Below are 22,042 nucleotides of genomic sequence, written 5' to 3'. Positions count from 1 at the left end.
TGTGGTATTTGGGGAAGCTGATTTTCCTCTATGGCAATAAAGATAAACAACATACTGAATTAATAGATTATTTAAAGAATCGCAGGAGATTTCAATGGCCAGTCGTGGTGTTAACAAAGTAATTTTGGTTGGCAATTTGGGACAAGATCCAGAAGTGCGTTATATGCCAAACGGTAATGCAGTCGCAAATATCACAGTAGCGACTAGCGAATCGTGGAAAGACCAACAGGGTCAACAGCAAGAGCGTACTGAATGGCACCGTGTGGTTCTGTTCGGCAAATTAGCTGAAATTACAGGTGAATACCTGCGTAAAGGTTCACAGGTTTACCTTGAAGGTAAACTGCAAACTCGTAAGTGGAAAGATCAAAGTGGTCAAGACCGTTACAGCACTGAAGTGGTTATCGACCAAAGCGGTAGCATGCAAATGCTAGGTAGCCGTGGTCAAGGTGGACAAGCACAAGGCGCGCCAATGGGCGGCGGCATGCCACAAAACGCAAGTTATCAATCTGCACCACAACAAGCCGCTCCTGCGCAAAATCAATATGCGCCAGCGCCTCAAGCAGCACCTGCTTACCAAGCGCCAGCTCAGCAACAATATGCTCCGCCAGCACCTGCCCAGCAGCAAGGTTATGGTCAGCCACAGGCTCAACAACCACAACAAGGTGGTTATGCGCCTAAACCACAAGCCGCTCCAGCGCCAGCTTATCAAGCGCCTGCAGCACCGGCACAGCGTCCAGCGCCACAACCACAGCAAAACTTCACTCCAGATTTGGATGATGGCTGGGATGACGATATTCCGTTCTAATTTGGAACGTATCGAAGTAAGACGGTATCGTCTTAAATAAGCAAAGCCACGCGAGTCGTGGCTTTGTTGTTTCTTGTCTTTATGCTTTTAAGTTTTATGCAGTGAGCCCGTGGGCGAGGTCGTTCAATCTTTCACCTCGCTTGCCCACATAACGATACGTTTGAGATAGAAACTTAGAACGTATAATCGAAGTTATAACGCATGCCCAGCATGATTTGGTCATTGGTTTCGCGGTATTCAAAATCTGTCTTTTGATATTCGATAAAGGTGCTGAATTTCGGTGTTTTATGCCATTCCAGCGTTGTGTTATAGGCATTGTATTTCGCGGAGGTGATGTCATTGTCGCCATCGTCATATCTGGACACGCCTAGCTTGATTTTATAGCTGTCAGTGATGGGATAGCTTGCAACTACATCCAGTGTTGAACCATCCAATGTGGTGCCATCGACGCTGTCTTTTTCAATGTTTTGGTAGGCTGCGGCGAGGAACAGAGAATTGAAATTTTTCGCTAGGGTTACACCGAATGTATTTTCATCCTTGTTGTCTTCTAACTCTTTATTATAAAAAGCCGCGGCAATGTAGATGAAGTCGGTTTTATAACGGATACCCGTGTTAACGAAGTCACTGCCGCCACTGCCTTTATTGCCGTCGAATTGCGCATCGGCCGAAAATAACAGGTCGCCAAACTCTTTACGATAGGTCACGAGATTATTGAGCCTGAATGGGCTCGCACTGTCATAAGCTAGAGGCGTTCCTGAGCGGTTAAATATATCAACGGGATCGGAAATCATTTCCTGCGTGACGGCTTGTTTACCTATGGCAACGCTACCAAAAAATCCCTTTAATCCGACATAGGCTTTGCGCGCATCGCCAAAGTCACCGTCATCTTTGATATCGACCTTAAATTCCCCTTTCGCAAACCCGACTAAGCCATTACCGAGTTGGTGCTCTGCAGCAAAACCAATCCGCGAGTTCGCATCGCCTACATCCCACACATCGTCCGAGTTAGTGTGGGTCAGGCCGAAGGTTGGGCGTAAAGAACCATAAAAATTAAACTGGGTATCCGATGGCACTGATGGCTCATTTTCTTGCGCTTCGAGCATGGCGAGTCTCTGCTGAATTTGTTGTAATTCAGTGCGTAATTCGTCATTGGTTTCTGCTGTATTATTGGCTTGAACGGCAAAAATAGGTGTGGCAAAGCTCAGCACAAGTATGGCTGATGTAAGTTTAGACGGTTTCATTTATGTTTCCTTACATAACAACTACTCGCGTTACGCTAATGGATTTTGTTGCCGATTGAGCTGTATCGCTAGTAGTAAGGAGCTGCACTTGTGATAGTGCTGGGGAGGCGCCTAACTAAGAAAATTAGGCTTCGTAACTCAGCAGCTGACAGATAAAAGCTGTCAGCTGGTTTTGGAAAGGTGTTGCCCTAAAACCCCGCTAACGCAACGGGACTTTAGGTTAAGGAAAACTAGAGTATGCTCGCGGCCATTTTGCGGCGCAGGTAAGCGATTTGCTGCATGTGTGGCAAATCTTTGGGGCAGTTATCTTGGCAGCCGAGTAGCGTCATACAGCCGAACACGCCGTCTTGATTGCCAATCACATGGTAGAAATCATCCGCGCTGCGGCTGTCTCTGCTATCCATTTCAAAGCGGGCAATTTTCATCATGCCAACCGCGCCGACAAAGGTGTCACGCATTTGTTTGGTGGCGCAGGCCGACACGCAAACGCCACATTCGACGCAGCGTTCTAGCTCATAGATCCGTGCGGCTTCTTCGGGTGCCATTGGATTTTCGAGCCGATGAATGTCCTGATCATCGGGTCTAGGGTGCAGCCACAGTTTTAAGCGTTCGGCTAATTCACGCATAAATTTACCCGTATTCACCGACAAATCGCCAATCAGCTCGAAGCCAGGTAGCGGCATGAGGGTGATTTCGCCATTAGGGTAATTTGCCGTTAACGTGCGACAGGCAAGCGTGGGGAAACCATTGATCACCATGGCGCAACTGCCACAGATGCCCGCGCGGCAGACAAAGTCGAACTGCAGTGACGGGTCTTGTAGCTCACGTAGTTGATTTAAGGCGATAAATACTGTCATGCCCGGTGTTTCAGTCAACTGATAACGTTCCATCTTTGGCTTGTCTTGGCCATCTTGCGGATCGTAGCGAAAGATATTAAAGCTGATTTGACGGCTCATAGTGGTTTGTTTCCTACCGGTTGGGCTGGAGTGATCGCTAAGGTATCGCTGAGGCGTTCATTAGGAGCCTGCAGGTGGCTTGGCAGCTCGTATGGCATCAGGGCTCGCTGCAGTGTGTTTCTATCGGGATCATCACCTAAGCTCGCGAGCACTTGATTGATTTCTTGTACGCGTTTTTCGGTATCTGGATGGGCGATAGTATTATCGTTACCGTAGCCACGGTATCCCGGTGGTAGCTCCATTTTCATCACATCTAGCGCTTCATAACGCAGTACTGGTTCAAGTGATTCGGCATCTGGCCAAGTTGCCAGTGTGCGGTTGAGCCAATCTTTATCATTGCGTTGTGGGTAATCTTCCCGTGAATGGGCGCCGCGGCTTTCAGTGCGAGCCTCTGCGCCACAGGCGACGGTTAGGGCCACTTTCAACATACGGGTGACGCGTAGCGCTTCGACTAACTCAGGATTGGCGTGACGTTTTTTACATTTAAGGCCAAGATTTTTTGCCCGCAGCAGTAAGTCTTTCAAGCCTTTGATGGCTTTATCTAACTCGGGTCCATTACGGAAGATCCCGACGTAGTTCATCATGATGCGTTGCATTTCTTTCTTTATTTGGAAGGGGTTTTCTGTGCCGTTGCCTTCGATCAGTCCATCGATTTCTTGCTGCAATTTATCGATGAATTTTTGAGTCAGCGCTGTATCAATTTCTAAGTCGTTATTCTGACAAAAATCAGCGACATATTTGCCGATGATCATTCCGCCGACCACAGTTTCTGCCACCGAATTACCGCCTAAACGGTTAAAACCATGCATGTCCCAACAGGCCGCTTCTCCGACACTGAACAGCCCTTTGAGTTGTGGACTCTCACCTGTGGCATTGGTGCGCACGCCGCCCATGGAATAATGCTGGGTAGGTCTGACGGGGATCCAGTCTTTACAAGGATCGATACCGAGGAAGTAATCACAAATCTCTTTCACTTCGCGCAGGTTGGTTTCGATATGCTCACGTCCCAGCTGAGTAATATCCAGCCACAGATGCGGGCCATAAGGGCTTTCGACCCCATTGCCTTTACGCATATGTTCCGTCATGCGGCGGGACACCACATCGCGCGAAGCGAGTTCTTTTTTCTCAGGCTCGTAATCTGGCATAAAGCGATGACCGTCTTTATCGCGCAGGATACCGCCATCACCACGACAACCTTCAGTGGTAAGGATCCCCGCGGGCACTATGGCGGTAGGGTGAAACTGCACCGCTTCCATATTGCCTAAGGTGGCGACACCAGTATCGAGTGCTAACGCTTGGCCTATGCCTTCGCAGATGGTGGCATTGGTCGATATTTCATAAATCTTGCCATAACCGCCAGTGGCGATGGTGGTGGATTTGGCCACATAAGCGCGCAATTCACCTGTGACTAAACAGCGGGCAATGACTCCATGGCAACGCTTACCGTCATGGATCAGCGACAGGGCTTCAATCCGTTCATGTACTGGAATGCCCATGGAGATAGCTTGGTTATCGACCGCGTACAGTAAAGAGTGGCCAGTGCCGTCTGCGGTGTAACAAGTACGCCATTTTTTTGTGCCACCAAAATCGCGGGCATTGATCAGGCCGTGAGCTTCTTCAGCCTCATTGAGCGTTACCCTTTGTGCGTTCATGATGACTTCACGCGGGCCGGCGGAAATCCTTGACCAAGGTACGCCCCAGTTGGTGAGTTCGCGGATCGCTTTCGGTGCAACGTGGGCAAACATGCGTGCGACGTCTTGATCGCAGCCCCAGTCAGAACCTTTTACCGTGTCTTGAAAGTGAATGTCTTCGTTATCGCCCATGCCTTTAACAGTATTGCCTAGGCTGGCTTGCATTCCGCCCTGTGCGGCGGCCGAATGTGAACGTTTTGCGGGAATTAACGATAGCACTAAGGTATCTAGGCCTCGCTCTTTGGTGGCAATCGCGACTCTAAGGCCTGCCAATCCTGCACCAATGACTAATGAGTCTGTATAAATGATTTTCAAATCAGATCCTTATCTAATAATTTAGATAACATTTCATGGATTTATCATTGCGCTCCTCGGGCATAGATGCGCTGCAACTATGTATCAGAGGAGGATCCGTATGTTGTTTGTCTTGCTATATAGGCTAGGTGCGCCGATAGCGTCATGCCCATTACTGAGGAATAAACGGTTGAACTGGCAAAACTAATTCGATACCAATATTGATATAGGTCACTAGGCTTAATGTGCATAAACACAATAAATAGACGATCAATACTTGCGCTATAGTGCGGATAAGTGGACGGTTACTACTCACACCCCACTTTAATATCACTCGGTATAAACCAACGATGCCGTGGAATAACACGATAGGTAAAAACACCACGTATAAGAGCCAAGCGTTATCGTGGTAAACCCTTTCGGCCGAAAGGTGAGGGCCAATATCAGGGTTTAAAATCATAGTGGCAAGATGGGCCGACACTAAGAAAAACAGTAAGAAACCGGTGATCATCTGCCAGAACCATGCTTGGGTATCTCTATGCTTGATAGTCGACATGAAGCCACGCATCGCTCGCCATTGACCTAATTGCACTGGAAAACGACGTAGTGCGGTGGCGGCATGTACTGCAACAATCACCAGCATAATGACTGAAATGATCTGGGTCACTATGGGGAAGCCATTACCCGTCGAGCTAAACATACTGCCTTCTAAGAATTGCACCATGTGAAAGAAGGTTTCTTTACCAAATAAAATGCTCGCCTCGAAATGCATATGAAATAAGAGGAAAATACCTAATATAAGCCCTGTCACACTTTGTAAGCAGTCTGCTTTAGCCGACCAAGCTTGGCCAAATGGTCCGCCGTTAATGGCGGTAGGAACACGCGTTTTTGCTGACATTAATTCACCTCTTACTCGATTTGCTATGGCGTGAATGTACCTGCATCACGCCAACACAAAGTCTATAGATACAGATTAAAAGAAGAGGGTTAATCCATTTGTAGGCATTAGCCCTGAGAGCACTTAGGGTAAAATTGAGCTACAGCATCATGCCGCCAAACAGGAAGGCCAATGCCACACTGGTGGCAATCGTCACAACGCCAGGGACCAGGAACGGATGGTTAAATACCGCCTTACCAATCCGAGTCGAGCCGGTATCATCCATCTCGACCGCAGCCAGTAGCGTGGGGTAAGTCGGTAATACAAACAGCGCGCTGACGGCGGCGAAAGAGGCCACGGCAGTCAATGGACTTACGCCAATCGCTAAGGCTGCGGGCATTAGCGCTTTTGTTGTCGCGCCTTGGGAGTAGAGCAGCATGGAGGCAAAGAATAAGGTTACCGATAATAACCAAGGCTGACTTTGCAGTAAGGTGCCGGCAAGATCTTTGATTTCCTCGATATGATTCGACACTAAGGTATCGCCTAACCAAGCCACACCTAACACACAAACACAGGCGGACATGCCTGATTTAAAGGTGGCCGCATTGGAGATTTCACTTGCGTCTAACTTACAGAAAATCGTAATAGCGGCAGCTGCCGTGAGCATCAGCACCATAATGGCGGCGTCGCGTGGCAATACAGGGTCAATAATCAAACCGACTTTGTCAGATATCGCAGTGGCATAGGCCATGACAGCCGCAATCGCCAGCAAGAAAATCATCACAGATCGTTTCGCGCCGGCTTTAATTTCGATTTGAGTTGTACCGCGTGTTTTGACTAAACCTTTGGCTAAGCGTTCTTGATAGACAGGATCATCGGCCAGTTCTTTGCCCATTAAGTTGGCAACAACGGCTCCGACCATGCAGGCGAGGAAAGTTGAGGGAATACAAACGGCTAACAGTACTAAATAATCTACGCCAAACGGCTCTAAGATGCCTGAGAAGAACACGACAGCCGCTGAAATCGGTGAGGCGGTAATGGCGACTTGAGATGCGACAACGGCAATAGATAAGGGACGAGAGGGGCGAATGCCTTGCTCTTTTGCGACTTCGGCAATAACAGGTAAGGTGGAGAATGCTGTGTGGCCTGTACCCGCAAAAAGTGTCATGAAATAGGTGACGACAGGGGCCAGAAAGGTGATTTGTTTGGGATGCTTACGTAATAATTTTTCTGCCAGTGAGACTAAATAATCCATCCCTCCAGACACTTGCATGGCCGCAATCGCGGTGATAACTGACATAATGATGAGGATCACGTCAATCGGGATATTGCCCGGTTTGAGTCCCATCCCCGCGGTCAGTATCAGTACCCCGACACCGCCAGCGAAGCCGACTCCCATGCTACCCATCCTTGCACCAAGGTAAATAGCCCCGAGGACGATAATTATCTCTAATATAATCATAGTGTTAACTCTATTTTATTTTTAATTTCAATAGCCTACGCATGTTCACTCTGCGCAGGCTTATTCTTGAATCATCGAGTTGTGGGCTGGGGAAGGCTCCCCAGCCCCACTGAGTTACACTTTGGCTTTGCTGGTATTGCGTTTAGCCTGATATTTAGGATTCATCAGGTTTTCAACTGAGAGAATGTCATCGAGTTCTTCAACCGTTAACAAACCGCGTTCGAGTACCACTTCACGGACATTTTTACCCGTTTGGGCGCAAATCTTGCCTATGATGTCACCCTCATGGTGGCCGATGATTGGGTTAAGGTAGGTCACGATCCCGATAGAGTTCATCACATGAGCCATGCAGATCTCTGGATTTGCTGTGATACCTTCAACGCATTTTTCACGTAGAGAGATACAGGCATTGCCCATCAAACTGAGCGACTCAAACATTGCCTGTCCAATCACAGGTTCCATTACGTTAAGCTGTAATTGACCTGCTTCGGCGGCCATAGTGATAGTGATATCGTTGCCGACAATCTTAAAGGCAACCTGATTGACGACCTCAGGGATCACAGGGTTAACCTTGGCTGGCATGATGGAGGAACCCGCTTGCAGCTCAGGAAGATTAATCTCCTTCAGACCTGTACGTGGACCCGATGAAAGTAAGCGTAGGTCGTTACAAATCTTGGACATTTTAATCGCCATACGCTTAATTGCACTGTGCAGCATAACGTAGGCACCACAATCGGATGTCGCTTCGATTAAATCTTCCGCTGGCACATAGGCGCGGCCAGTAATGTCTGCCAGATACTTAATGGCTAATGCAGAATAACCGACAGGCGTATTGAGCCCTGTACCAATGGCGGTTGCGCCTAAGTTCACTTCTAACAACAACTCTTGGCAACGCTTGATGGACTTAATTTCTTCTCGCAATGTAACTGCAAAGGCATGAAACTCTTGGCCTAAGGTCATAGGCACGGCATCTTGCAATTGAGTGCGGCCCATTTTTAAGATGGTTTTAAACTCTGTGGCTTTAGTGTCGAAAGCGCTGATAAGGTCGGTTAATGCATCTAACAGAATATCGGTACTGTTGATGACCGCAATACGGAAACCTGTTGGATAGGCATCGTTAGTCGATTGGCATTTATTGACATGGTCATTAGGATTGATGACATCGTAACGGCCTTTTTCTAGCCCCATGATCTCCAGTGCAACGTTGGCTAATACCTCATTGGTATTCATGTTGACTGAAGTACCTGCGCCTCCCTGATAAACATCGACCGGAAATTGATCAACAAATCGACCCGTTGTGAGTATTAGATCGCACGCTTCAATAATTTTGTCAGCGATGTCAGGACTTACAGCGCCTAATTCACTGTTAGCCATGGCAGCGGCTTTTTTTGTTAGCATCATGCCACGGACTAATTCAGGTACATCGGAAATTTTTTGATTACTCAGCTTAAAGTTTTCGATGGCACGTAATGTATGTATGCCATAATAAAACTCATTGGAAACTTCTTTCGTGCCCAATAAATCTTCTTCGATCCGTACGCTATTAGTATCTTTCATTTCGATCCTATTAAATCCAATTAATAGTAAGATATATCTCCGAGTATTGAGTTGTGGATGTGTACAATAAGTATACGTAACACATCAAGAATAACTCATCGAAAACATGAAGGAGAATCGTCTCCTTGACTATCGAAGTAGATCTTAACGCTTTGGCAATAACAGGATTAGGATGGTGATCACTTAACTGTTTGAAATAGTGTATTTCTTTTGTTTCTTAGATAAGTCTCTCAACTCGGATCACTAGTGTGAGCCATTACTTTTTGATGCAAATTAGCTATAGATTTGTTATTCGTTAACCAATCGGCGACATATTTATTCAAGTGTTTTTAAGTTTAAATAAACCATACGATATTTAATTGTCACCGCGTCAATAGCGAATAATCATTGATTAGTTAAATCTACTCAATAATAAATGCATGGTGCTTTCCTTAAAGTTTAAATAATCAATTAGATAACGCTAAATCTGTTATTTCATTTTAGTGAGAGCTATCACAGTGAGGCTTAGACAATAGTGCACACTGTGGGCGTTTATTATTAATCAAAGGATGTAAGCATGAATTTTCCAATGCGTAAGCTTTTGCTCTCGGTCACTTTAGGGTTATTTCTCTCCTCCGCGGCGCAGGCGCTTCCACAGGTACGTATTATTGCCACGGGCGGCACTATTGCGGGAGTCGGACAATCGGCTACTGAGTCTAACTATCAGGCTGGTGAAGTGGGCATTAGTAGCTTAATTGCGGCCGTGCCTGAAATGAAACAACTTGCCGATATTCAAGGTGAGCAACTGGTTAAAATCGGTTCGCAGGATATGAACGATAAAGTTTGGCTAGCCTTAGCCAAGCGCATCAATCTGCTATTGGCTGATAAAGATGTCGACGGTATCGTCATCACCCATGGTACTGATACCTTAGAGGAAACGGCGTATTTTTTAAATCTCACCATCAAGAGCGATAAGCCTGTAGTACTGGTTGGGGCAATGCGTCCATCAACTGCCATGAGTGCCGATGGCCCGATGAATTTGTATAACGCAGTCGCGACCGCCGCTAACCTCGAATCTAAAGGTCGAGGCGTGTTGGTGGTGATGAACGATACCGTATTGAATGCCCGCGATGTGACTAAGACTAACACTACAGGTGTGCATACCTTTGCCGCGCCTAACTTTGGTCCACTGGGCGTTATCCATAACAGCAAGATTGAGTACATGGGTAATACTGAGCGTCAACATACAAGGCAAACGCCTTTTGATGTTAGCAAACTCGACAAGCTGCCACAGGTAGGGATTGTCTACAACTACGCTAATGCCAGCGATTTACCTGTCAAAGCTATGGTTGAAGCGGGTTTTGATGGCATAGTCAGCGCCGGTGTAGGTAATGGTAATATTTACCACTCAATATTTGATACCTTAGCTAAGGCGAGTCAAAAAGGCACCTTAGTCGTTCGCTCTAGCCGAGTGCCCACTGGTGCAACCACGCTTGATGCTGAGATAGATGATGCTAAATATGGCTTTATCGCCGCAGGTAATCTTAACCCGCAAAAAGCCCGCATTTTACTGATGCTGTCGTTAACACAAAGCAAAGATCCACAACAGATCCAACGTTGGTTTCAACAGTTTTAAGAATCAGCTGCGTGATAAAACAAAAGTCCTGCGAATATTTGTAGGGCTTTTGCATTTTGCATTAATGGCTTACCTGTGAAGTGGTTTTTTCACGAGGCCATGAGTCGAAATATCTAAACTTTGGTGTGATTTTTAAAGCCAAAATTGTGAGGGTTCAACTCAGATTTTCAATCAAGATATTGCTCTGTAATTAGATTTAAGAAAGTGCTTGGCTAATTAAACACTCAATATTTCGCTAATATATGTATACCATTCCACAGTAACCATTAAATCCACAGCTGTTTCAGCTTCCTTCCTCGCTCATTATTTTTCGGCATATTCTGACTATATATCAAGGCGATAAACTATTTTTAGTACGGCATAAGGTATTGATTTTGTGACTTAAAGTGCTTTAGGTACTATAGTGAAAGCTTATTTTATCTGAAACATAGGTGAGCGCTTCCTAGGTTTCTTGTTTGATTTTGGGGGAAAAGTGCGAATTTTAATGAACAATTTCAAGGTAATTAGTTTTGTGCGTCAGTGGTTACTGCTGGCGCTTTTGAGTATGGCGTTGCCACTGCAGGCGAGCGAAGATCCGCTGTGGATGGGAACGACAGGCTTGCCTATGAGTGAGCGGATCCATACCGGTGAACTTGCCAATGGTATGCGTTATTTATTGGTGAGCAATAAGACGCCGGAGCAGGCGGTCATAGTGCGGATGCGGGTGGATGTAGGCTCTTTGGTCGAGTCTGATACCGAGCAAGGATTAGTGCACTTTCTTGAGCATATGGCCTTTAATGGCTCGACCGGATTGGCGGCGGGGGAGATGATGCCGACATTGCAGCGCCTTGGCCTGAGTTTTGGCGCCGATACCAATGCTGTGACTGAGTTTCAGCAGACGGTCTATCAATTCAACTTGCCAAGTAATAGCCAAGATAAAATCGATACTGCTTTGTTTTTAATGCGAGAAATTGGCAGTAATCTATTACTCGATCCAGCGCTAATTGAACGTGAAAAAGCGGTAGTGTTGTCTGAGCTGCGTGAACGTAGCGGTGCGGATCTTGAGAATTACCGTAACCAATTACAGTTTTTAATGCCAAACACATTGCTGTCAAAGCGCTTCCCTGTGGGGGAGGCGAACAGTATCAGTAATGCCAATCGCGAGGCGTTGCTGTCTTTATATCAGCGTTTTTATACGCCCTCACGTACTACTTTAATTGTGGTGGGTGATATCGAGGTCGCCGCGGTAGAACAAAAGATAAAACAACAGTTTGCCAGTTGGAAAGCCGCGCCTTTGGCCGCTAAAACCAAGGAACAAGCTATTGGTACTGTCGCAGAGCGCCAAAGTGTCGATGCGGCGGCATTTTTTGATCCAAGTCTGTCAACGTCAGTTTCCCTTGGCATGCTAAAACCCATCTCAGCGATTACCGATAGCCCTGCTGTGCGGGAGCAGGAAATGTTGCTCGAGCTTGCCCACGGCATCTTGTATCGCCGTATGGAGTCGCAATTACTGCATAGCCAAGGTTTATATGGTGTAAACCTGCAGGTTGGACCGCAGTTTGATATTGCCTATGGCACACAGATGAGCCTAGGTACGCAGGAAAATAACTGGCAAGAGGGAATCGCACTCTTGGAGAAAACCCTGCGTCAAGCAAAAGAGTTTGGTTTTAGCCAGCAGGAAATTGACCAGCAAATCAAACGTATGCATAAGGGATATCAGCTAAGTGTCGCGGGTAGCAGTACCATTCACAGTGTGAATATTGCCGAGAGTCTAGTGTATTCGGTGGCGGGCAATCGCGTCCCTGTCGAACCCGATTGGCAGCTCGCATTTTTTGAAAAAATAATGCCAACAGTGACACCGCAAAAGCTAAGCCAAGTGTTTAATCAAACATGGAACACCACGCCGTATTTGTATCTGACGAGCAATAAGCCCATTGAAAATGCTGAAAAACAGCTTATCGCCAGCTACGAGAAAAGCCGTAAACAAGCGGTGAGCGCACCATCAATCAAGGCGATTGATGAGTTTGCTTATACTCAGTTTGGCGAGCAAGGCAAGTTAGTGGCCGATAGTCGCGATAAGGAAACGGGGATTCGCCAACTGCAATTTGCCAATGGCGTGCGCCTTAATCTTAAGCCTACCAACTTTAATAAAGGCACCACATTGGTCAGCCTAAACATTGGCTTTGGTGAAGTGCCATTCCCTGAGTTGGATGGTTTGTCTTATCTGTTTAACAGTGCGTTTGTGCAGGGTGGGCTCAAGGCCCATGATTATGACAGTCTGCAGGATATTTTTGCTGGGCAAGATATTTCCATCAACTTAGGCCTGCGTGAACAAAGTTTTGGCGGCGAGATTAGCACTAATGCCGCAGAGCTACGCACGCAGCTTGGCTTAATGACGGCTTATTTAATTGAGCCGGGTATGGATAAGCAGGCTGAGCAATTGTTTCGTGAACAAGTGATTGCCGAGCAACAAAGTATTCATAGCAACCCACAATCTGAGTTTTCTAATCAGTTTGCCCGTATCTCCCATAATGGCGATAAACGCTATGGTTATGGTGAGCCTGAAGAAATTCTCAAACGTCACTTTGGCGAATTAGCGCCTAGTTTCCATTCGGCCGTCGAACAAGGGGCGATTGAACTCGCTATTGTGGGCGATTTTGACGAAGCGAGTGCCATTGCTGCTGTGGCTGAAACGCTTGGCGCTATTAAGCGTAGCCCTATTGCTAATGCTCAGTCGATAGTACCTGTGTTTCCGAAAGTGCCCGTTCAGAAAACATTAACGCATTATGGTCAACTTGATATGGCGGCACTTGCCATGGTGTGGCCTACAACGGACATGACTCACTTGAGTCAACACGCGGGATTGGGTCTGCTGGAGCAAGTGCTAAGCATTCTATTAACGGAAAACGTGAGGGAGAAAGCGGGCGCGAGTTATTCGCCATCGGCCTTTTCTTACAACGATTTCAATGCCAGCGGTTATGGTTACTTAGGTTTGTTTAGCGTGACGACTCAAGCCATGTTGCCAACGGTTGCCGAGTATTTCACCGCCGCAGTTAAGCAAGTTAAAGCGCCTTCGGGGATCAGTGAGGACTTACTTAATCGAGCCCGCCAACCTGTGCTTGAGTGGATGCAAGCTGCGCCGCAAACCAATGGTTTTTGGTTAGATCTCACCTCAACTGCCCAGAGTCATCCTAGTCGTTTTGCTGCCTTTAAACAAAGGCAAGCGTTAGCGCAGCAGATGACAGTTGCAGAACTTAATAAATTGGCGCAGCAATATCTGCAAGACGATAGCAGTTTAATGATCCAAGTCCTTCCTGCACCGCCAGAACCTCAGCAATGAGTGTTGGGCTCATAGAATAGTAGACTGATCATTCACCGACATATCCCCTGTGGTCGCAAACCGCAGGGGATATTTTTCTACCCCTTTCCTTCTTCAGTTCTGTTACCAACTTTTCTTCCTCGTTCGTGGTGTTATGTCCTCCCATAGGTCGTCAATGGAAATACCTGTTGTCGAAAATGCCACTCACAGATCTGCGCGAGTGAAACTAGGCTAGGCGCAACTAATGTGTGAGATGGCTAATGGGGTGAGGTATATGTTTCGATATCTATTGTGCAGTTTTTGTCTAGTGCTTTTGTACCCGACAGGGATAGATATGTACTTGATCGGTTTGCCGCAAATTGCGCAGGATTTAGGGGCGAGTGAGGCGCAGCTGCATATTGCTTTTTCTGTGTATCTTGCGGGCATGGCGACCACTATGCTGTTTGCGGGGAGCTTAGCCGATAGGATTGGGCGTAAACCCATTACCTTGTTTGGCGCATTTTTGTTTGCTATTGCCTCTTACTTTGCCGGTAGTGCGCAAACCAGTGATCTCTTTTTAATGGCACGCTTTGCACAAGGCATTGGTGCGGGTTCTTGCTACGTTGTGGCTTTTGCGATTTTGCGTGATGTATTAGACGATAAGCGCCGAGCAAAAGTGCTCTCTATGGTCAATGGCGTGACTTGCATTATCCCAGTGATAGCGCCTGTGATAGGCCATTTAATTATGCTTAAATTCCCATGGTCTAGCCTATTTAACACTATGGCGGGGATGGGATTAATGGTCTTAATCCTGTGTATTTTTGTATTGCACGAAACCTATCCTAAACCGCAATTTCACACCACAGTTGAGCTGGGTGGGTATAAAGAATCCTTTAAACAGCGGTTTTTTCTCAGTCGTGTGGTGATAACGACTTTAGGTGTGACCACGATTTTAAGCTATGTAAATGTCTCTCCCATGTTGATCATGGGGCAGATGGGGTTTGACCGTGGGCAATATTCCAATACCATGGCAATGATGGCATTGGTGAGTATGTTAGCCTCATTTTCGACGCCCTTTTTGCTTAACCTGTTTAAAGAAAAATCGTTAATCTTGTTCTCTCAGACATTATTTGTCGCAGCGGCATTGGTGTTTATCTTGACTCAATTGGGCGGGGTTAGTCAGTCATTCAACCTGTTAGGTTTTGCTTTTGTTTGTTCCGGTTTTTCGATTGGATTTGGGGTCACCATGAGTCAGGCACTCAGCCCATTTGTGGCTCGGGCTGGGGTTGCCAGCTCTTTACTGGGAATTGCCCAAGTGTGTACTTCAGCCTTGTATATTTGGGTGATGGGTCTGCTCGAAGTGAGTGCGATTAATATATTATTAGTGATCCTCGCTGTCGGTGCGCTGATGAGCATTACACTGATCTTAGCGGTTCCTAAATTGCCGGAAATTGTACTTAATGACCAAATCCCTGAGTCGGCTTGATCTTAACTTATTGTTTATTTTGCAGCTTTTATTACAGGAGCGGAGTGTCTCTAAGGCTGCCAAAAAGCTCAATGTCACACCATCCACTGTGAGTAAGTCGCTGGCCAAATTACGGGATTGGTTTGACGATCCCTTATTTGTCAAAACGCCGCAGGGATTTCAGTTAACGCCATTGGCTCACGGTATGGAGCAGGAGTTATCGGAATGGTTGCAAATGGGTAAGCAACTGATGGCTAAGCGCGGTGACGAGATGACCAAAGGGCTCACCTTCGAGTTGATGCTTGAGTCGCCTTTGTTGCTTATCATGCTTAATGAGCTGACTCAGGCCATTTATACTCAATACCCTGATGCAAAGGTGAAGGTACGAAATTGGGATTACGATTCACTCGAAGCGATTGTGCGTGGTGAAGCTGATATGGGTTTTACCGGCCGAGAAAGTCATCCACGTTCCAAGGAATCCCTTGATTTATTACCCTATTTTATCGATTTTGAGGTTTTATTTACCGATCTTCCTCAGGTGTATTTGCGCCGCGATCATCCCGCCTTGCAGGAAGAGTGGAATATAGACACCTTTCTTAAATATTCGCATATCAATATCTTGTGGGAAAAAAGCGAAACTTGGGCCTTGGATGATGTGCTTATTGAGCTTGGGTTAAGCCGTAATATTGTGCTGACCTTGGCCAGTTTTGAGCAGTCACTGTTTGTCGCGGCAGAGCCTCACCACAACATGATGGCAATTGCGCCACAATATTGCGAACAATATGCCCGCCAATTACATCCTGACTTAGTCAGTCGCCCTATCCCGATAAGTGGCGAATATCTCGATAAGCTCGCGATCCCTTTTACCTTGATTTGGCATAAGAGAAACAGCCACAACCCCAAAATCACTTGGCTGCGAAATAGGATAAAAGCGATTTATCAACAGCATGATTAAGGCTGTTATTTACTGCATTAACTTGTTTGGGTAATACCCAATTGCTGACAAATATGTTGGATACAAAGTTCTCGCTGTTGGCACCATAGCCCGTAGCTGACGGGGATAAGTTTAATGCCCGCGCGCTGTAAGAGTTTATACAGTTCAATATCGAAAAAATCCGCCCAAGGTCCTGGGTAACCGATTAAATCTATTGCTAAATATTGGTTACCATAGCGGCACAGAATATCCAGTTCTAGCCCCGCCATATGGTAGGCGCGCCAGACTGTTATGCCTTTTGCTTCAATCGCCTGTGCCACAGACTGGCCGAAGGTATCGAGGGAATCGACATAATTGTGTGCCGCTTGAAATTGACCCGCCGATGCTAAGTAAGTTGCCAGTAAATTATTGTTGGGGAGTTCATGCGCTTGTACCGATAAAAATAGCCACTGCATCTGTTTAGCACGGGTGATGGCGACATTGAACATATCTTCGCGATTTAAATACACGGCGGCGCGGCTGTCGTTGGCCGTTATGCTAAACGACAGCAGCATAATATCGCGCTCTTCCCCTTGAAAACCAAAGGGCGTGGCAATCCGTAATTGATGACGTTCTATTTGCTGCGTGCTAAAGCGTGCGAGGATCTGCTGGGATAAATACTCCGTCTGATTGCGAAAACAGGAGAGCACACCAATGCTGGCGGGCACTAATGCATTTTCTTGTTCATCAATCAGTTGAGCTAACTTTTCAATTAATGCCTCCGCTTCTATGGCGTTAATTCCTTTACTGTCACGGCTGCCAGTCACCTGGACTCTGTGTAAGTGCCCCGAACTCGTGCAGGGTCTGTGCTGCATAATCTTCAGCATACCTTGATAAAACTGCTGATTACTAAATTGGATCAGCTCAGGTTTACTCCGAAAATGCTCATTTAAAAATACCACTTGGGATTGGCTCGCAAGGGATTGCGATACTAAGTCGAGCATACTGGCATCACGGTAGCTCATTAGGCCGCGACAATCCGGGGCGAGTCCGAGTTGGGTCTGGATTTGGGTTTGTTTTGCGCGGGATAAAAACGAGAAATGGCGCAGCTGTTTGCTGTCGCCCACCACCAGTGCTGCTTTTGCCCGCTGCAAGGCCGGTAAACATGCGGCAATATTGGCTTGGGTGGCTTCATCAATAATCACTAAATCAAACATTTGCTGCTCCATGGGCAGCACTTTATGCAAGCTGGCAAGGCTCGATAACCAAATGGGAAAGGTTTGCTTTAAGGCATCAAAATCCGTTTTGTAGAAACCGTCGAGTTGCTTAGCTGATTGTCGAGCGCGAAGTGCACTGGCAAAACTCACCAGCGTACTGCGCTTATGTTTGAGCAATTGGTGTAATCGATAGTGAGTGGCCAATTGTAAGTATTTGAGGCTTAAGTCTTCTTTTTGGGCGATGAGGGCGGTTAATTTATCGAGTTCATTCCATTGCTGGGCAAACCTTTTTATACCTGCGCGGTAAGCCCAGTTGTAAAATCCTAAGCGCCAGCGCGATTGTCCTTGTTGTAAGGTTGCCAGTTTTTGGCCGCGACGTATGGCATGGCGGCAATGACGTATAAAGCCCGCTTCCATCTTGACTTGCTGACGAGTCACAGTGTTAAGTTGCTGTTTTGCACTTAATAGCAACCTATCCGAGACGGCTTCATCAGATGCAGGGTGCTGACCATGGAGCATTTCATCAATCTGGTTTTTAAGGACTTTTATAAACTGCGGCGAGCCTGCTCTGATAAGGCTGCTCCCTAGCTGGAATTGTTGTTGCAATTTATCGGCAATCACATCAACAGCAACATCAGTGTGGGCGACGATGAGGACAGATTTGCCCCTTAATACCTGCTCCGCCGCCACTGTGGCTATGGTGTAACTCTTACCTGTTCCCGGTGGGCCTGAGATCTGCCCCAAAGTATGATTGGCCGCAATCTTGAAGGCCTGAATTTGCGCGCGGCTTAACAGCCCAGGAAGATAAGCCTCTTGCGTGTCTACACTAGCGCTTATTGATGTTGTTTGTTGTGTTTCTGCGAATAGTGCTTTAAGCGGTGCTGATGGTTCAGCCGCTGTCATTAGTTTGTCGAGTTCGTGCAAAATGCCCCGACTCGCGATCGAACGTTCTGCCAAAATGATTTGGCTTCGACTAACCATAAACTGCCCACGTTTACGGCATAAGCTAGTAAATTCAGCCTCATCGATCAGCTTGGGAAAATGCAATAAGTGACTGGTATCAACGTCGGCTTGGCCCGCCCGCAGCCAAGCTATCCAGCCACTGACATCCGTTGGATTATCGCGTAAATCTTGGCTTAGGCTATGTCCTTCAACGACTAATTTTTCTAATAGAGCTTCATTGATAGTGAATGGTCCGCTGCCAGCTAGAGTGTTATTGCTCTCTAGGTAGAGATTATCGCCGTCAGCCTGTAATTGGCATTCGCGGTACAGCAGTGGCGTCACGACTTTACGTTTTTCACCATTAAGGTCGACTGTGCCGCAGAAAAACAGACAGCAGTGCAATAATACCTTTTCACGTAAATACAAAGCGCTACGTGCTAGTAATGCACTGGCGGGAGCAAATGGCACAGGCAAGCGGGGTAGGAAGCCACTGCTTAACTCGTCTTCATGTTGGAGTAATAGCTGATCTTGCTCGGTAAGCTTGTGGCTAGACCAGAGATTGATTTCGGCACTATCGTGTTGAAAACATTGTTTGTAGTAGTTGAGAATCCCTTGCAAATCCTATCCATCCCAAAGGCTTAATTGGCGATGCGAGAGTAACCTAATCGCATTAGTCGAACAAGGTTTGTACCGTCTGAGGATAGTTTATCCATAGTCGCTATAAGCCTAAAAGAGAGGAGTTCGATAGATCAGCCATTTTCCACTGGAGCAGAATTTTTGATAGGCGAGCAAAAGTATCAGCAGCCGCATTTGTATCAATTAAGGGCCTGAAAAGTGTGGTTTGTATCACTTTTTGGTGTGTTATTGAAATGTTTGTTAAGTGTTTGAGTTTGTAAAATATTTGTTTTTGTTTTTAGTGGAAATTGCCATTGTTGTCATTGTATAACTGCGTAGATTGAACTGAATTTTTGTCTGCTAATGAGGGAAACAATGATAAAAAGTAAGCTAAAGGGATTCGCTGCGGTGGCTGTTGCCTGTTTAGCGGTAACGGCATGTGGCTCAGATGATAATAATGAAGAGGGCACAGATCAAAATGCCACCTATGTGCAATTTTATAATGCTTCAGCTGGAAGCACTGCTACTGCACTCAAAGTTGCCGATAAAACCTATGAAAGTGTGATCTATGGGGACACTATGCCGCGATTTACGTCGACGGCTGGCGTAGCTGCGATTGAAGTGATGGCTAAGGATGCCTCTGATAAAGATATCTCTATTTATAAAGAAGATATCGATTTGAAAGTTGCAACGGACCATTTCTTTGTATTACATGGTGATTTTACCGAACCTAAATTACTTAATATCAACTATTCTCGCACTGAACTCGATAAGCTCAACGAAGTGGCTGAAAACAGTAAAATGCAGCTCTTGATTGCCAATACTGCAGTTCATGCCCAAGCCTTTGACGCTTATGTTTCTAAGTCGACCCAAACCTTTGCCGATGCCGTGATGTTAGGTAGTGTGGCTTATGGTGAAGTGTCGCAGCCGCAAGTGATGGATACGGGTGAATATAAGGTTTACCTCGCACCAGCGGGAACAACCAATGTTTCTTATACAACTGCAAACATTAAATTCAGTTCTAAGGTGCCTTATAAGCTGATTATCCGCGAAGGTTTTGGTGCTTCGGATTCAAAAATTACCTTGGACAGTGTCGATTCAACCACCAATGTTCGCAATCATGTAGCATTAGAAGCGAGTGTCGATTATCGCGTCTTTAACGGTTTAGGTTCGCACATTATCGATGTGAAAGTGGCTAGCAGTAAGCAAGATACTCTGTTTAGCGAAGTGCCATCTTTTGGGGTGACGAGCTATCAAGGTGCTGAGTTTAATGATTTTGGTGTGAGTGTGTTCGACCACAGTACGCAAAATAAATTGCTCGATAATGTGCTTATCACCCTGAACCAAGATGAGATTAAAACCATCTTCATCTATGAGCAAACGACCGAGCAGGGCAGCCAAGTAAAGGCGATGGAGATGAAGCAAACTAAGACGCCAAGTCCCTATAGCTTTAAGTTCGACATTGTGAGTTTTGCCGATAAAAGCAATCTAACCGTGTATTTCTTAAAGGCAAATGACACGATTGAAACGGCTGTAAATAAGATCACCTCGGTCAATCCAGCAAGCCATCAGTCATTGACTGTGCCAGCTGGCGAATATTCTATTAAGGTTATCGCTGTGGAAAACGGTACTAAAACCGTTGTCTATGCATCCGATTTAATGGATTTCAGCAATGAAGACAATGTGACTATGGTGCTGAATAAAGATCCTTCTACTAGCTTTGGTTATAACTTGATTAAGATCTAACCGCTAAGGTGAGTGAACGGCTCTAATAAAACAGCGCTACTTAGGTAGCGCTTTTTTTGAGCTGTTTTTGTGTGCTCGTTTTAGTGGGCTTAGTAGATTGAGCATTATTGTCTTAGCATTCACTTTTTATTGATTGTGGCTGCGGGGTTAATGTAGGCTGATCGGCAAAAATTAAGCCGAGCATTGCTGTGATGTGAATAACGCGAGCAATATAGGAAAAGGAGTTCACTGTGATGAGTAAAGGATTTAAAGACGGTCATTTCCAAATTGGTGAAGGCAGTATTAGCGGTACTATAGCGTGTATGTTAGCGATATTATCGTTTCTGGGCGTATTGGCGTTTCATTTTCCAGAATATCTCACCACTCCAGAATTACGCCAAAGCTATAATGTCGATGTTATTCGCAGCTTAATATTTGTCGCCTTAGTGGTGTCGGGCAGTTTAGGTTTATTGAATTTTATTCGAAATAAAAATAAGCGTTTCGGCTTTGTGGCTTGGGTATTTGTGAGTTTAGCGATTGCCTTTGGTGGTCATCAAGTTGAGGTCGAGCCTTTTGCTAATCATAAGGTCTCACTGGGTTTAGATTGGTTTATTTTAGACTTATTAGGCTCAACCTTAATTTTCATTTTTATCGAGAAATGGCTACCCCATAAACCAGAACAAGCAATATTGAGACCCGAGTGGCAAGGGGATTTAAACCATTTTTTGGTGAATCACTTAGCGATTGGATTTGTATTATTGGTGGCAAACCAATTTGTGCAGTCGACCTTTTCTTGGGCTATTTCCAGCACAGTGCAAAGCTTTATCGCGGGTCTTCCCTTTGTGTTGCAACTGTTGTTGATTTTATTGGTCGCCGATTTAATGCAATATGCGGCGCACCGTGCCTACCATGAAATTCCTTTCCTGTGGCGCTTCCATTCGGTGCACCATAGCGCGAAACATTTAGATTGGTTGGCTGGTTCAAGGCAACATATGTTTGAGTTGATTGCTACCCGTTGTTTAGTGCTCACGCCGATTTTTATCTTGGGATTCTCCAAAGACATCATCAGTATTTATGTGATTATCGTTGGCGTGCAGGCGGTCTTTAATCATGCCAATGTGCAGGTTAACTTTGGCTGGCTACGTTATTTAATTGTCAGTCCGCAATTTCACCATTGGCACCATGCTTCCGATAAGGCGGCAATCGACCGTAACTATGCTGCCCATTTTTCTTTTTTAGATTACCTATTTGGGACTGCAGTTCGAGGTCAGAAAGAGTGGCCAGAGCAATATGGTGTCGTGGGCGATTACATGCCTGTTGGCATGTTTAAGCAGCAATTGTATCCCCTTGGTTTAGCGAAGAAAGACACAAAATAATGGCGTGCAATTAG

General features: G+C 46.0%; 14 protein-coding genes. 7 read left to right on the top strand and 7 right to left on the bottom strand.

Features of this window, described 5'->3' with window-relative positions; genetic code table 11:
* Positions 1 to 94 precede the first annotated feature (94 nt).
* Positions 95 to 805 carry a single-stranded DNA-binding protein gene (gene ssb, locus L5L91_RS21055; RefSeq protein ID WP_263237653.1) on the top strand — a complete coding sequence of 237 codons (711 nt, stop codon included), beginning with the start codon at positions 95 to 97 and terminating at the stop codon, positions 803 to 805.
* Positions 806 to 978: 173 nt separating this feature from the next.
* On the opposite strand, the gene L5L91_RS21050 is transcribed toward ssb, so the two are convergent.
* The 6 genes from L5L91_RS21050 to aspA all read right to left on the bottom strand — a co-directional run bounded on the left by L5L91_RS21050 (position 979) and on the right by aspA (position 8,883).
* Positions 979 to 2,046, bottom strand: a complete 1,068-nt coding sequence (locus L5L91_RS21050) for a porin (RefSeq protein WP_105251337.1) — start codon at positions 2,044 to 2,046, stop codon at positions 979 to 981.
* 230 nt (positions 2,047 to 2,276) lie between these two features.
* Positions 2,277 to 3,002, bottom strand: coding sequence for a fumarate reductase iron-sulfur subunit (locus L5L91_RS21045; protein WP_113940031.1), 726 nt, complete (start codon positions 3,000 to 3,002; stop codon positions 2,277 to 2,279).
* Positions 2,999 to 5,008 carry a fumarate reductase flavoprotein subunit gene (locus L5L91_RS21040; protein WP_263186120.1) on the bottom strand — a complete coding sequence of 670 codons (2,010 nt, stop codon included), beginning with the start codon at positions 5,006 to 5,008 and terminating at the stop codon, positions 2,999 to 3,001. Before L5L91_RS21040 ends, L5L91_RS21045 begins: the two co-directional genes overlap by 4 nt.
* Positions 5,009 to 5,159: 151 nt before the next feature.
* Positions 5,160 to 5,885 (bottom strand): fumarate reductase cytochrome b subunit, encoded by a 726-nt coding sequence (locus L5L91_RS21035; RefSeq protein ID WP_263237652.1) that lies wholly within the window; start codon positions 5,883 to 5,885, stop codon positions 5,160 to 5,162.
* Between the two features lie 139 nt (positions 5,886 to 6,024).
* Positions 6,025 to 7,326, bottom strand: coding sequence for an anaerobic C4-dicarboxylate transporter (locus L5L91_RS21030; protein ID WP_263181810.1), 1,302 nt, complete (start codon positions 7,324 to 7,326; stop codon positions 6,025 to 6,027).
* Positions 7,327 to 7,440: 114 nt separating this feature from the next.
* Positions 7,441 to 8,883, bottom strand: coding sequence for an aspartate ammonia-lyase (aspA, locus tag L5L91_RS21025; RefSeq protein ID WP_263237651.1), 1,443 nt, complete (start codon positions 8,881 to 8,883; stop codon positions 7,441 to 7,443).
* A gap of 556 nt (positions 8,884 to 9,439) precedes the next feature.
* Here aspA and ansB point away from each other — a divergent pair.
* The 4 genes from ansB to yidZ all read left to right on the top strand — a co-directional run bounded on the left by ansB (position 9,440) and on the right by yidZ (position 16,195).
* Positions 9,440 to 10,498, top strand: coding sequence for an L-asparaginase 2 (gene ansB, locus L5L91_RS21020; protein ID WP_263237650.1), 1,059 nt, complete (start codon positions 9,440 to 9,442; stop codon positions 10,496 to 10,498).
* Between the two features lie 484 nt (positions 10,499 to 10,982).
* The gene (locus L5L91_RS21015; protein ID WP_263237649.1) at positions 10,983 to 13,817 is read left to right on the top strand and encodes a M16 family metallopeptidase; all 2,835 of its coding nucleotides are present in this window, start codon (positions 10,983 to 10,985) and stop codon (positions 13,815 to 13,817) included.
* Between the two features lie 253 nt (positions 13,818 to 14,070).
* Positions 14,071 to 15,261 carry an MFS transporter gene (locus L5L91_RS21010; RefSeq protein ID WP_263237648.1) on the top strand — a complete coding sequence of 397 codons (1,191 nt, stop codon included), beginning with the start codon at positions 14,071 to 14,073 and terminating at the stop codon, positions 15,259 to 15,261.
* A complete protein-coding gene (gene yidZ, locus L5L91_RS21005; protein WP_263237645.1) occupies positions 15,236 to 16,195 on the top strand; it encodes an HTH-type transcriptional regulator YidZ in 960 nt (319 codons plus the stop codon). The genes L5L91_RS21010 and yidZ overlap by 26 nt, the downstream gene beginning before the upstream one ends.
* Positions 16,196 to 16,212: 17 nt before the next feature.
* Here the strand turns inward: yidZ and L5L91_RS21000 are convergent, their stop codons facing one another.
* Positions 16,213 to 18,930 (bottom strand): DEAD/DEAH box helicase, encoded by a 2,718-nt coding sequence (locus tag L5L91_RS21000; protein WP_263237644.1) that lies wholly within the window; start codon positions 18,928 to 18,930, stop codon positions 16,213 to 16,215.
* A gap of 372 nt (positions 18,931 to 19,302) precedes the next feature.
* Between L5L91_RS21000 and L5L91_RS20995 the strand changes: the two genes are divergently transcribed.
* Positions 19,303 to 20,673, top strand: a complete 1,371-nt coding sequence (locus L5L91_RS20995) for a DUF4397 domain-containing protein (RefSeq protein WP_263237643.1) — start codon at positions 19,303 to 19,305, stop codon at positions 20,671 to 20,673.
* 233 nt (positions 20,674 to 20,906) lie between these two features.
* Positions 20,907 to 22,028, top strand: coding sequence for a sterol desaturase family protein (locus L5L91_RS20990; RefSeq protein WP_173247017.1), 1,122 nt, complete (start codon positions 20,907 to 20,909; stop codon positions 22,026 to 22,028).
* Positions 22,029 to 22,042 lie beyond the last annotated feature (14 nt).

It is taken from the genome of Shewanella sp. SM55, from assembly GCF_025654025.1.
GTDB lineage: Bacteria > Pseudomonadota > Gammaproteobacteria > Enterobacterales > Shewanellaceae > Shewanella > Shewanella oncorhynchi.
This window is presented reverse-complemented; position numbering and strand designations above follow the sequence as displayed.

Excerpts from the sequence above, each read along its gene's own strand:
- ssb (WP_263237653.1), top strand. The coding sequence starts at position 95 with ATGGCCAGTCGTGGTGTTAACAAAGTAATTTTGGTTGGCAATTTGGGA.
- L5L91_RS21050 (WP_105251337.1), bottom strand. The coding sequence starts at position 2,046 with ATGAAACCGTCTAAACTTACATCAGCCATACTTGTGCTGAGCTTTGCC.
- L5L91_RS21045 (WP_113940031.1), bottom strand. The coding sequence starts at position 3,002 with ATGAGCCGTCAAATCAGCTTTAATATCTTTCGCTACGATCCGCAAGAT.
- L5L91_RS21035 (WP_263237652.1), bottom strand. The coding sequence starts at position 5,885 with ATGTCAGCAAAAACGCGTGTTCCTACCGCCATTAACGGCGGACCATTT.
- L5L91_RS21030 (WP_263181810.1), bottom strand. The coding sequence starts at position 7,326 with ATGATTATATTAGAGATAATTATCGTCCTCGGGGCTATTTACCTTGGT.
- aspA (WP_263237651.1), bottom strand. The coding sequence starts at position 8,883 with ATGAAAGATACTAATAGCGTACGGATCGAAGAAGATTTATTGGGCACG.
- ansB (WP_263237650.1), top strand. The coding sequence starts at position 9,440 with ATGAATTTTCCAATGCGTAAGCTTTTGCTCTCGGTCACTTTAGGGTTA.
- L5L91_RS21015 (WP_263237649.1), top strand. The coding sequence starts at position 10,983 with ATGAACAATTTCAAGGTAATTAGTTTTGTGCGTCAGTGGTTACTGCTG.
- L5L91_RS21010 (WP_263237648.1), top strand. The coding sequence starts at position 14,071 with ATGTTTCGATATCTATTGTGCAGTTTTTGTCTAGTGCTTTTGTACCCG.
- yidZ (WP_263237645.1), top strand. The coding sequence starts at position 15,236 with ATGACCAAATCCCTGAGTCGGCTTGATCTTAACTTATTGTTTATTTTG.
- L5L91_RS20995 (WP_263237643.1), top strand. The coding sequence starts at position 19,303 with ATGATAAAAAGTAAGCTAAAGGGATTCGCTGCGGTGGCTGTTGCCTGT.
- L5L91_RS20990 (WP_173247017.1), top strand. The coding sequence starts at position 20,907 with ATGAGTAAAGGATTTAAAGACGGTCATTTCCAAATTGGTGAAGGCAGT.